This window comes from Flavonifractor sp. An112, from assembly GCF_904377885.1.
Lineage (GTDB): Bacteria > Bacillota > Clostridia > Oscillospirales > Oscillospiraceae > Flavonifractor > Flavonifractor avicola.
The window spans coordinates 1-12,059 of record NZ_CAJFGT010000075.1 but is presented as its reverse complement, the minus strand read 5'-3'; the positions used below and the strand labels follow the sequence as shown (position 1 = coordinate 12,059).

The following is a 12,059-nucleotide window of genomic DNA, read 5'->3' as shown; positions in this document are numbered from 1 at the left end:
GGCCGTGTTCATCGGCTCCGGCGCCGGCCTGCCCATGTTCATGGGCATCGAGGGCGAGACCCTGGCGGGCGTGTACTCCGCCAACGAGTACCTGACCCGTATCAACCTGATGAAGGCCTACCGGGAGGGATACGACACCCCCCTGAAGATCTCCGGCTCCGCTGCTATCATCGGTGGCGGCAACGTGGCCATGGACGCCGCCCGCTGCGCCAAGCGCATGGGCGCCAAGCACGTCTATGTGCTCTACCGCCGGGACGAGGAGGAGATGCCCGCCCGTAAGGAGGAGGTCCACCACGCCAAGGAGGAGGGCATCGAGTTCATGCTGCTCACCAATCCTGTGCGGGTACTGGACGACGGCACCGGCAAGGTGGGCGGCCTGGAGTGCGTCAAGATGCGCCTCACTGCTCCCGACGAGAGCGGCCGCCGTGCCCCCAAGGTGGTGGAGGGCTCCAACTTCGTGATGGACGTGGACACTGTGGTCATGAGCCTGGGCACCAGCCCCAACCCCCTGATCCGGTCCACCACTCCCGGCCTGGAGACCAACAAGAAGGGCTGCCTCCAGGTGGATGAGGAGACTATGGCTACCAGCAGGGAAGGGGTCTATGCCGGCGGCGATGCCGTTACCGGCGCAGCCACTGTGATCCTGGCCATGGGCGCTGGCAAGAAGGCTGCCGCCTCCATGCACGAATACCTGACCAAAAAGCACAGCAAATAAAAGTTCAGCGGGGCCCGCCGGATTCCGGCGGGCCCCGCTTTATTTGATATGAAATTGGTTACTAAAAAGAAAGTGACTGAGCAAAAGGTGGGGATTGCAGGGAGAAGGACGGCGCGGTACACTATACCATGTATGAGAAAGAGAAAAGGAGAGGATGGGTATGCCCGCCCTTCAGAACAATCTGACCGAGGGGAGTGTCAGCCGCAAGCTGATTCGATACGCCATGCCCCTGGTGGCATCCAGCCTACTGCAGGCCATCTATTCCATCACGGACATTATCATCGCCGGTCATTTCATCGGAGATAACGGTATCTCCGCCATCAACACCTCCAGCGTCATCATGAATATGCTGACCCAGGTGGCCATAGGCCTGACGGTGGGCGGCAACATCCTGGTGGGCCGCTACTTTGGCAGCGGCGCGGACGAGGAGCGCAAGAAAGCGGCAGGTAATACCTTCACGGTGGGCGTTATCACCGGTATTTTGTTTACCGTGGCGATTTTGCTGTTGGGCCGGCCCTTCCTGACGCTGCTGAAAGCCCCTGCCATGGAGGATTCGGTGGCCTACCTGGGAATCTGCGGCATCGGTCTGTTGTTCATCTTTGGGTATAACGCACTGTCGGCCATTCTGCGGGGGGTGGGAAATTCCCGCATCCCGCTGTACTGCATCATTGTGTCCGTCAGCCTCAATGTAATCCTGGACATTCTGTTTGTGGCGGTCTATGAGATGGGTGTGGCAGGCGCGGCTATGGCCACTGTAATTGGTCAGGCGGTGTCTTTTATAACAGCCCTGGTGTTCAGCCTGATCCATAGGGACAGCCTGGGCCTGCGGCTGAAGTACCTGCGCCCGGAGCGCCGCGTGGTGGGTATGACCCTGAAGCTGGGTCTGCCGGTGGCCCTCCAGTGGACCATCGCCAGCATTTCCTGGCTGGTGGTGCTGAGCCTGGTGAACAAATACGGTGTGGCGGTGTCTGCCGGTAACGGAGCCTCCAATAAAATCCGGGATTTCTGCCAGCTGTTCCTGTCCGCGCTCACCACCGGCGCCGGCACCATGTGCGCCCAGTGCCTGGGCGCCAAGATGTACGACCGGGCGGAGCAGGTGATGAAGACCTGTATGAAGCTGTCCCTGGGTATGGCGGCAGTCATCATCGTGCTGGCCGAGGTCCTGGCTCCCTGGCTGGTGATGATCTTCACCCCCGACCCGGAGGTTCAGCACTGGGCCGTCATCAACCTGCGGATTGAGATTGTATGCCAGCTCTTCTATGCAGGTATGTACACCTATAACACGTTGGCCACTGGTTCGGGCCACACGGTGTTTATTATGTGGAACTCCTTCCTCAACTGCATCGTGGTCCGTCTGGTGCTGGCGGTGATTCTGGAGCATTTTATGGGCATTTACGGTGTTTATCTGGCTTGCGGCATTGCGGTGTCCAGCTCGGTGCCGGTGGGCTGGTGGTTCTACCGCTCCAACCGCTGGAAAATCGCAAAGAACGTAGCATAACAGAATGAAAAAGTCCCCGCTGAGGACCTCAAATGGTCCCCAGCGGGGGCTTTTTATATGCGCTCAGGTCAGGTGGCGCTCTGCGATGCGTCGTCTGCAATCTCGGAGCGGACCTGATCTATCAGAGCCTCATAGGCCCGGTCGATCCCCTGCAAATAGTTGCGCACAAAGTCCCGGAACCGCTTGCCCTGGGCGTTCAGCGGGCGGCGCTTATGGTAGGCGATACCGAAATAGGCCACCGGCGCGCCGTCGGAGTAGGGCCGGCAGACCACGTCGCTGTGCTTGCCCAGCAGCCGCAGCTCCCGATATTTTACCGATGGCACAATGGAGATACAGCGATTGGCCTCCACCAGGGAGAGCAGCAGCTCCAGGTGCCGCACGTCGTAGTCGATGATGGGGTTGTTTCCCATTTTTTCTTCAGCGGCGCAGAAGGTGGTCCGGTTGACGCGGGAGCCGTCGATGGCCAGGTGCTCGCCCGCCAACTGCTGGCGGCTGATACTCTGGCAGCCGGCCAGAGGATGGGCGCGGTTGAGCAGCAGCACAAAGTCACACTCGTACAGCCGTTCAAAGGCCAGATCGTCTCCCGGGGCTCCAATACGGTGAGGGCCAGGTCTACCTCCTGGCGCTCCAGCATTGCGGTGACGGAGGGCAGATCGGCACGCTGGTGGTTGAGGCTGATATCCGGATTTTTCAGCAGGAACTGCTGCAGCATGATGGTATCGTCCACCATACAGGCAATGGACAGCGCTTCCGGGCGGTCGGCATTGAGATTGCGTACCTCCTGCACGCCTTTTTCCAGGGCGGACAGAGCATGGTCCACATAGTGCAGGAAGCACTCACCGCTCTGATTCAGAGTGATCTTACCCCTTCTGCGTTCAAACAACGGGACTCCTATCTCCTCCTCCAGCCGGGACAGGGAAGTGCTCAGATTGGGCTGGGACACAAACATGGTCTCGGCTGCTTTTGACATATTACCCAACTGGGCTACGGCAGAAAAGTACCGAAGCTGTGAAAGTTCCATGCCAAGTTTCCTCCTGGTAAGTATATGAATTGTTTATACTGCTGTAAACATTATATATTTTTCAAAAATGCTTGTAAAGCTTATACTGATAATCGCTCCAAGACGATCCGGAACGTCAGGCAATGCTACGCAAGAGGGAAGGGCAGACGGCGCTGTCCGGTTTGCCCAGATGGAATGTGTAAAAAGGAATGTGAAAGTATGGAACAAACGAAGCGAGGCTTTGGTGCCTGGGGTTGGTTTCTGCTGATCTTCGGATTGCTGATCTTCTTCAGCAACGGCGGCTTTTTTGCTGACGGCACCAACGTGATCTCTCCCGCAGTAGCGGAAAAGTTGAACGTGGATCAAAGTTTGATCCTTACCATGAACTCCATTGCCGGTGTGATTGGTGTTCTGGTGGCCATTGTGGCCGGCCAGGTCAATCAGCGCATCGGCCCCAGTAAGGTGGCTGCCGGCTGCCTGATTCTGGCGGGCCTGGGTCACATCGCTGCCGGTAACGCCGTGAACGTGCCCATGTATCTCATCGCCATGTGCTGCGTGGGCGGCGGCCTGAGCGCCGGCTCCTTTGTGGGCATCGGTACCCTGGTGGCCATGTGGTTCCCCAAGAAGCAGGGCCAGGCCATGAGCGTTGTGGCCATGGGTTCCAATCTGGGCACCATGCTCTTCGTCCCCCTGCTCACCGTGATGGAGGGCGCCATGGGCATCGGCACCAGCTCCATGATCTGCGGCATTGTGGCTGTGGTGGTGGGCGTGATCGGCGCCATCCTGCTGCGCAATACCCCCACTGAGCGAGGCCTGTATCCCGATAACGTCACTGAGGCCGAGTTCAAGGCCAACTATTCCACCAAGCCCCCCGAGGTTTCCGATGCGGGCTGGACCACCGGCAAGCTGCTGCGGACCAAGGAAGTGTGGCTGTGTGTGTTTGCCACCGGCCTGCTGATGCTGGTTCAGATGGGTATTATGACCCAGTTGGTTTCACGCAACATGGAGGTGGGCATGGATCTGGGTATGGCCACCGGCGTTATGAGCGCCATCGCTGTGATCGGCATCATCGGTTCGGTGATCTTCGGCCGCATCGTGTTTAAACTTGGCATCAAGAAGGCGGGCGTACTCACCGGCGTTCTGTACATCATCGCCATGCTGTGTAACGTCAGCGGCATCATGCCTCTGGTGTGGGTGTCCCTGGTGATCATCGGCTTCCTGGGTGCTGCCGCTCCCAACCTGATGAACTCCGTTCCCGGCTCCGTGTTCGGCCGGGTGGGCTACGCCAAGGTGAACAGCGTGGTGTTCCCCCTGACCAGCATCATCTTCATGCTCAACTTTGCTGTCAACGGCCTGATCAAGCAGCTGTTCAACAGCCTGAGCGTGGCTTACATCGTTTTCGCGGTACTGGCCTTTATTTCCATCCTGCTGATTCTGGCTCTGCAGGATCACAAGTATGACCAGGACTACATGGCCGCCCATAAAAAGTGAGCGGTCCAAATACAAAAGGAGGTAACCTTATGAGCAAGAACTCTACTGTGGCCCTTGCCCACGGCAAGGACGTTCAGGAAAACGTAACCCGCGTCTTTGATATGCTGGGCGGCGTCACCAATCTGATCGAGCCCAACACCACCGTGGTGCTCAAGCCCAACGCCGGCCACGCCGCTCCCCCGGAGTTTGCCGTGTGCACCCACCCCGAGACCGTCCGCGCCGTGATCCGCGAGGTGCGTAAGGCCAATCCCAAGCGCATCGTCATCGCCGAGTCCGCCGCTGTGGGCTGCGACACCATGGAATGCTACGAGGCCTGCGGTATTGCCAAGGTGGCCCAGGAAGAGGGCGTGGAGCTGGTTGACATCAAGCGGGGCAAGGACCTGATTAATGTAGCCGTCCGCGGTTACCGCTCCAACATCAGCCATGTGAAGCTGCCCCGGCTGCTTCTGGAGGCCGAGCACATCATCAACCTGCCCATCCTGAAGGCCCACGCCAGCATGGTGTTCTCCGGCGCACTGAAGAACATCAAGGGCGTGGTGCAGGATCAGGTCCACACCACCATGCACCGCCAGAACCTGACCATGGCCATGATGGACGTGTGGAGTGTCTGCCGTCCCGACCTCAACATCATGGACGTGATGAGCGCCGCCAGCGGCTACTCCCCCCACACTCCCACCCCCATCGAGCTGGATTGCGTCATGGGCTCCAAGGACCCTGTGGCTCTGGACCGCATTGCCTGCGAGCTGGTTGGCATCGATCCCGACGGCGTGAGCTACTTCAAGGTGGCTGACGAGGTGGGTCTGGGCACCACCAACCAGGAGAACATCGAGGTAGTGGGCGACAAGCTGGACGACTGCAAGAAGAAGATGTGGGTCCCCTATCTGGAGGATATCCGCAACCGTTGGCCTGAGTACGACGTCCACTGCGAAGGCGCCTGCTCCAGCTGCCAGGCCCTGCTGACCCTGAACATGGAGACCCTGAAGGCCATCGGCATCTACGATGAGAACAAGGGCATGACCATTGTGGCCGGCTGCGACAACAAGCTGGACCCCAACACCCCCGACGAGAAGATCATCCTCCACGGCAACTGCACCCGCCGGCATCTGAAGGAGCACCCCAAGGCCTACTTCCTGCCCGGCTGCCCCCCCGGAGAGGGCTCCCTGTACATGACCGTCGTCCGCAAGGAGGCCGTTACCGGCCAGCCCGAGCTGATGCCCTGGATCCGCCAGCGCATGGAAGACGATGCTCCCGCGTGGCGCGGCTACGTTGAGAAAGAGGCTGCGAAATTCTATGGAACAGACAACAAGTAATCAGGGCTATGTGACCCTGACAGACGCACCGGAACTGATGAAGCTGCTGGAGGATATCTTTACCGACGAATTCATGCAGCGGAACACCCGCTTTGAGAACTTTGACGGGTTCAAATTCTCCAGTGCGGTGATGGTCAACTGGAAGGCGGATACCATCGTCTATGCGCCCCTTCTGCTGGACAGCTTTGTCAAGGAGAGCACCCAGTTTTCCAACTGGGACGAGATGGTGCGCGCCGCCACCAGCCTGCGCTATCACTGCAGCTGAGAGCGGGGAAGGGGAGGCCTGAACCCGTTCGGATACAGGCCTCCGCTATAATTCCACAGATGTTCTGCCGGGGCGGGATGGGATCACGCCCCGGCAGGGCGCAGGGCTTTGAAATCCAAGAACGGGACGCCCTGCGCGGGAACAGAGTCAGCTTGCCCTGAAAGAGTGTCTTTCCAGGGCTCTGACTCTATTCTCGAACCTGGGTCCCAACGGACCGCCGGCGCCAGCACGCCGCCGGGTTACACAGTGAAAGGAGCTAGATTTACATATGAAACCGGAAGAGATCAAGCGAGTGGCCTGTGTGGGCGGCGGTGTGATCGGTTCCAGCTGGGCAATTCAGTTTGCCATGAAGGGCCTGGATGTGGTTCTGTACGATATCAATGACGAGCAGCTGGCCAAGAGTCAGGCTCAGATGCACAAGAGCCTGGATGCCCTGGAGCAGTTCAAGGCAGTGACACCCCAGCGGCGGCAGGAGATCGCCGACCGGGTGAAGCTGACCACCTCCATGGAAGAGGCGGTGAAGAACGCCCAGTTCATCCAGGAGAGCGGCCCTGAGCGGCTGGAGATCAAGCGGTCTATCCTGGCCCAGGTGGAGGAGTATGCTTCCGCCGACGCCATCTATGCCAGCTCCACCTCCGGCCTGTTGGTCAGTGATATCGCAGCCCAGGCGGCTCACCCGGAGCGGTGCGTGGGTGCCCACCCCTACAATCCCCCTCACCTGATTCCCCTGGTGGAGCTGACCTCCGGCGACAAGACCGATCCGGAGCTGCTCCAGCTGGCCTACGACTTCTATCAGTCCATCGGCAAGGAGGCGGTGCTGCTGCGCAAGGAGTGCCCCGGCTTTATTGCCAACCGGCTCCAGCTGGCCCTTTACCGTGAGGTGCAGGATCTGGTCATGCGGGGCGTGTGCTCCGTAGAGGACGCAGATAAGGCCCTGGTATACGGCCCCGGCCTGCGCTGGGCCATCTTCGGCCACAACATGATCATGCAGCTGGGCAACCCCGGCGGTCTCACCGGTATGGTGCAGATGCTGGGCAACTCCGGCGACCGCTGGCTGGCTGACATGGCCTCCTGGACCCATCAGCCCGACAACTGGGCCGAGGTGGCTCAGCCTGGTGTGGATAAGGAGATGGCCAATTTCCCCGATCACATCGGCCACACCAATGAGGACTGCGCCAAGTATCGGGATCAGATGCTCATTGAGCTGCTGAAACTCCACCGCAAGCTGTAAGAGGAGGTTTCATGGCTTTCCCGAAGGATTTTACCGCGTTTACCCGGCGGCGCTGGGTCTGTCTCATTTCCGCCATGGTGATCTGTGTCTGCGCCGGCTTCGGCTATGCCTGGAGCGTGCTGCAAAACCCCATTGTGACCCGCTTCGGCTGGGCTGACTCCGGCGTGGCCCTGGCCTATACCATTACGGTACTGTGTTCCACCATGGCGCCTCTGATCTTCGGCGGACTGATCCGCCGTATGTCCACCCGGGCCGGTGTGATCGTAGGTGCGATCCTCTTCGGCGGCGGACTGCTGCTGACGGGATGGATGAACCAGATTTGGCAGCTCTATCTGTTTTACGGTGTAATCTCCGGACTGGGCGTAGGTTTCATCTACCCCAGCATGATGGCCTATGTGGTGCGCCTCTTCCCGGACCGGTCCGGACTGGCCTCCGGACTGGGCACTGCCGCCTACGGTTCGGGCGCCATTTTGTGGGCCCCTACCGCCGCGGCGTTGATGGAGGGTGTGGGCATGGACCGGGCCTTTCAGGTGCTGGGCATCCTCTTTGCCGTGATCATTTTGGTTGGCTCCCTGCTTCTGACTGATCCGCCCGAGGGTTTTCAGGCTGCTATGGCGCCCAAGAGCAGGGGGGAGCAGGGAGGGGCCGCCGACCTGAGACGGGGCCAGATGGTGCGCACCGGAACCTTCTGGAAGATGGTTGTGGTGTTCACCTGCGGCCTGGTGGCCGGCGTCATCGTCATCAGCCAGGCATCTCCTATCCTCCAGCAGTCCTTGGGCTATTCCTCCTCCAGAGCGGCCCTTTTCGTCAGCGTGTTTGCCGCCTGCAACATGGCCGGACGCTTTCTGTGGGGCAGCCTGTCGGACAAGCTGGGACTGGTCAATACCGCTGGTGCGGTCTTTGTGCTGTGCATCCTGTCCATGGGCCTGCTGGCCGTGGTGTGGCAGGAGGTGTTGGTGCTGGTGCTGATGGGCGTGGCGGCCTCCTGCTATGGCGGCCTGGCCTCCATCCTCACACCCCTCACCGCCCGGATGTTCGGCCCCCGGTACATCACGGAAAACTACGGTGTGATGTATGTGGTGTTCGGTCTGGCCAGCCTGATCGGGCCCAGTTTGGCCACTACCTTTAAAACCATGGGAGGGGGAAGCTATACCGGAGCCTATGTCACTGCCGCGGTGCTGGCAGCGGTGGGCCTGGTCCTCTCCCGATTCCTGAAACCTGTGTCCCGCAAAGGAGAATGATATGGAACTAAGTAAAGTACGTACCATGGAGCAGATCATCGCCAGCTTCAAGGACGGCCAGACCATCGCCATCGGCGGCCAGACCAATCACTATATGCCGGAACGGCTGATTGATTGTGTGCTGGAGAGCGGGGCCAAGCATCTGACGGTGTATTCCATCGATTCCAGCGACCCCGGCATGGGCATCAGCCGCATCATTGAGGCCGGACGGGTGGACAAGATGATCACCACCCATGTGGGAACCAATCCCCGCACCAACGCCCGCATCCAGGACGGCTCCCTGAAAGCCGAGCTTATCCCCATGGGTACCTTCATCGAGCGCATCCGCTGCGGCGGCATGGGCCTGGGAGGCGTGCTCACCAAGACCGGCCTGGGTACCGTGGTGGAGGAGGGCAAGCAGATCATCGAGGTCGATGGTCAGAAGTACCTGCTGGAGACCGCGCTCCACGCTGACGTGGCCCTGACCCGCTGCCGGAAGGCCGATCCTCTGGGCAATCTGGCCTATCGTGGCAGCAGCGGCCATGCTTCCCATCCGGTCATTGCCACCTGTGCCGACCTGTCCATCGTGGAGTGCGATCACTTCTGCGACCTGGGTGAGATCGGCCCGGACGAAGTGAAGGTGCCTGGTATGTTCGTGGACATGATTCTGGTGTAAGGAGGGGGAGCAGATGGACAACAGAAACTTTATCGCCAAGCGGGCTGCTGCCTACTTCAAACCCGGCGACGTGGTCAACCTGGGCATCGGTATCCCCAGCCTCTGCGGCAGCTATGCCGCCGAAGGGGTGCTCTTCCAGAGCGAGAATGGCTTTATCGGCATCGGCGCCACAGTGAATGAGGGCCTGATGATGAACGAGCGGTTCGTCAATGCCGGCGGCGTAAACTTTATCCCTGTCCCTGGCGCCAGTGCCTTCGATGTGGCCATGTCCTTCGGTGTCATCCGGTCCGGTCGGCTGGCTGCCACCGTGCTGGGCGGCCTTCAGGTATCCGCCAACGGTGATCTGGCCAACTGGGCTTCTCCCGGTCGTGCCTTCGGCATGGGAGGCGCCATGGATCTGTGCAACGGCGCCCGGAAGGTGATTGTGGCCATGGATCTGGTGGCTAAAAACGGTGCGCCCAAGGTGGTGAACCAGTGCACCATGCCCCTCACTGCCATCCACTGCGTGGACCACATCGTTACCGACCGCTGTGTCATCAACGTGACCCCGGAAGGTCTGGTGCTCTCTGAGATCCGCAAGGGCCATACCGTGGAAGAAATTCAGGCCGCTGTGGAGCCTAAGCTTCTGGTGGCCCCTGATCTGATTGTAATGGAGGAAGATTGATATGGCAAAACCGCTGAGCAAAACAGTGGTCGTGGCCTACGGCCGCTCCGCCGTGGCTAAATCCGGTAAGAAGGGCGCTCTGCGTCAGCTTCATCCCATCGACATGGGCGGCCTGGTGCTGAAGGGTGTTATGGAGAAGATCCCCCAGCTGGACCCCGCTCTGGTGGAGGATGTGATCCTGGGCTGCGCCATCCCCGAGGCCAAGCAGGGCCTCAACCCCGCCCGCCTGGTGGCCGCCCGTGCCGGACTGCCCTACACCGCCTGCGGCCTCACCGTGGACCGCTTCTGCTCCTCCTCTCTCCAGGCTGTGGCCCTGGCTGCCTGGCAGATTGAGGCCGGACAGGCCGACTGCATCGTGGCCGGCGGCATTGAGTCCATGACCGCTCTGCCCATGACGCTGGACCGCAGCGGCGACATGAACCCCTGGCTGCTGGAGCACGACCCCAATCAGTACATCTCCAACGGCGAGACCGCTGAGAATGTGGCTGAGAAGTACAACGTCACCCGGGAGGAGATGGACGCTCTGGCCCTGGCCAGCCATCAGAAGGCGGCTCATGCCCAGGACGCCGGTTACTTTGACGATCAGATTATCCCTCTGCCCGGCGTGGATGCCGAGGGCAATCCCATCGTCTTTGACAAGGACCAGGGCATCCGCCGTGACACCAGCATGGAGAAGATGGCTTCCATGAAGCCCTGCTTCCGGGAGAATGGCCGGGTCACCGCCGCCACCTCTTCCCAGACCAGCGACGGCGCTGCCTTCCTGGTGCTCATGAGCCGGGACAAGGCCGCTGAGCTGGGCATCAAGCCTCTGGCCTCCTTCCTGGGCTTCTGCGTGGGCGGTCTGGACCCCGCCTATATGGGTCTGGGTCCCATCTACGCCGTGCCCAAGGTGATGGAGTATACTGGCCTCACCGTGAACGATATGGACGTGATCGAGCTCAACGAGGCCTTTGCCGCTCAGGTCAGCCCCTGCATCAAGGAGCTGGGCATGGATCCCGCCAAGGTCAATCCCAACGGCGGCGCCATGGCTCTGGGTCATCCTCTGGGCGCTACCGGCGCGGTACTGTCCTGCAAGGCCATCTCTGAGCTGCACCGCACCGGCGGCAAGTACGCCCTGGTGACCATGTGCATTGCCGGCGGCATGGGCGCGGCCGGTATCTTCAAAGCGGAATAAATTGACACAACAATTATTATATTGACCATTTTATGGAGGTATTGATTATGGGTAAGCCTTTGGCCGATTATGTGAAGCTCCCCCAGCTGGACGAGTACAAGGAGTGGTTCAAGGATTTCGCGGACCTGTACCGTGAGGACGGTATCCTGCAGGTGACCTGGAAGACCAACGACGGCCCCATGCACCACAGTGGTATGTCCCACCGGGCTATTAGTCAGCTGGTGCGCATCTTGTCCCTGGACAACCAGAATGAGATCATCATCTTCACCCACATCGGCGACAGCTGGATGACCGAGTCCGATCCCAACGGCTGGGAGACCTATTCCAAGCTGCCCACCGAGCGGTTCCAGCACCAGTATTTTGACGACACCAACCTGATCAAGAACATGATCTTCGATCTGGATGTGCCCACCATCGGTGTGCTGCCCGGCCCCGGCTTCCACTGGGACTCCGCCATGCTCAGCGACATCACCATCTGCTCCGATGATACCTGGATCGAGGTGCCCCACGCCCACGGCGGCCTGGTGCCCGGCGACGGCATGGGCCTGATGGCTCAGCACTACTTCGGCACCAAGCGGGGCAACTACTACATGATGACCGCCCGTCAGTGGACTGCCCAGCAGATGCTGGACTGGGGAATGGTCAGCGAAGTGGTGCCCAAGGATCAGGTTATGGCCCGCGCCTGGGAGATCGCCCGGATGCTCAAGACCATGCCTTACGAGAACCGCACCATCATGTCCAACCTGGCCAAGCGGCCCCTGAAGAAGCTGCTGGTGGAGGATCTGAAGCTGCACACCGTCAGCGAGCAGTACGGC

General features: G+C 60.2%; 12 protein-coding genes and 1 pseudogene. 11 read left to right on the top strand and 2 right to left on the bottom strand.

The annotated features are described in order from the left end of the window. Positions 1 to 715 (top strand): FAD-dependent oxidoreductase (locus IHN22_RS10615; RefSeq protein ID WP_191435253.1); only part of this gene is annotated, 715 nt, incomplete at its 5' end. Positions 716 to 875: 160 nt separating this feature from the next. Next, complete coding sequence (locus IHN22_RS10610) at positions 876 to 2,213, top strand: MATE family efflux transporter (protein ID WP_087188949.1); 1,338 nt, start codon at positions 876 to 878, stop codon at positions 2,211 to 2,213. Between the two features lie 68 nt (positions 2,214 to 2,281). Here IHN22_RS10610 and IHN22_RS12840 read toward each other — a convergent pair whose 3' ends face one another. After that, positions 2,282 to 2,755, bottom strand: coding sequence for a LysR family transcriptional regulator substrate-binding protein (locus IHN22_RS12840; RefSeq protein WP_300986419.1), 474 nt, complete (start codon positions 2,753 to 2,755; stop codon positions 2,282 to 2,284). Between the two features lie 353 nt (positions 2,756 to 3,108). Then, positions 3,109 to 3,183, bottom strand: a pseudogene (locus IHN22_RS12835) (LysR family transcriptional regulator); the annotation flags it as partial. Between the two features lie 249 nt (positions 3,184 to 3,432). On the opposite strand from IHN22_RS12835, the gene IHN22_RS10600 reads away from it, so the two are divergent. The 9 genes from IHN22_RS10600 to IHN22_RS10560 form a co-directional block, all read left to right on the top strand. Continuing rightward, positions 3,433 to 4,704 (top strand): MFS transporter, encoded by a 1,272-nt coding sequence (locus tag IHN22_RS10600; RefSeq protein WP_191435252.1) that lies wholly within the window; start codon positions 3,433 to 3,435, stop codon positions 4,702 to 4,704. 29 nt (positions 4,705 to 4,733) lie between these two features. Next, on the top strand, positions 4,734 to 6,014 hold the full coding sequence (locus IHN22_RS10595) for a DUF362 domain-containing protein (RefSeq protein WP_191435250.1): 1,281 nt from the start codon (positions 4,734 to 4,736) through the stop codon (positions 6,012 to 6,014). Then, a complete protein-coding gene (locus tag IHN22_RS10590) occupies positions 5,995 to 6,279 on the top strand; it encodes a hypothetical protein (RefSeq protein WP_191435248.1) in 285 nt (94 codons plus the stop codon). Before IHN22_RS10595 ends, IHN22_RS10590 begins: the two co-directional genes overlap by 20 nt. Before the next feature lie 268 nt (positions 6,280 to 6,547). After that, the gene (locus tag IHN22_RS10585; RefSeq protein WP_087187973.1) at positions 6,548 to 7,510 is read left to right on the top strand and encodes a 3-hydroxyacyl-CoA dehydrogenase family protein; all 963 of its coding nucleotides are present in this window, start codon (positions 6,548 to 6,550) and stop codon (positions 7,508 to 7,510) included. Positions 7,511 to 7,521: 11 nt separating this feature from the next. Continuing rightward, positions 7,522 to 8,751: an L-lactate MFS transporter gene (locus tag IHN22_RS10580; protein ID WP_191435246.1), complete on the top strand. Its 1,230-nt coding sequence runs from the start codon at positions 7,522 to 7,524 to the stop codon at positions 8,749 to 8,751. 1 nt (position 8,752) lies between these two features. Beyond that, positions 8,753 to 9,406, top strand: coding sequence for a CoA transferase subunit A (locus IHN22_RS10575; protein WP_087389307.1), 654 nt, complete (start codon positions 8,753 to 8,755; stop codon positions 9,404 to 9,406). A gap of 13 nt (positions 9,407 to 9,419) precedes the next feature. Beyond that, a complete protein-coding gene (locus tag IHN22_RS10570; RefSeq protein ID WP_191435244.1) occupies positions 9,420 to 10,070 on the top strand; it encodes a CoA-transferase in 651 nt (216 codons plus the stop codon). Between the two features lies 1 nt (position 10,071). Next, positions 10,072 to 11,244 (top strand): thiolase family protein, encoded by a 1,173-nt coding sequence (locus tag IHN22_RS10565; RefSeq protein ID WP_087266628.1) that lies wholly within the window; start codon positions 10,072 to 10,074, stop codon positions 11,242 to 11,244. A gap of 47 nt (positions 11,245 to 11,291) precedes the next feature. Then, the coding region (locus IHN22_RS10560; protein WP_191435242.1) for an enoyl-CoA hydratase/isomerase family protein at positions 11,292 to 12,059 on the top strand (768 nt) is incomplete at its 3' end.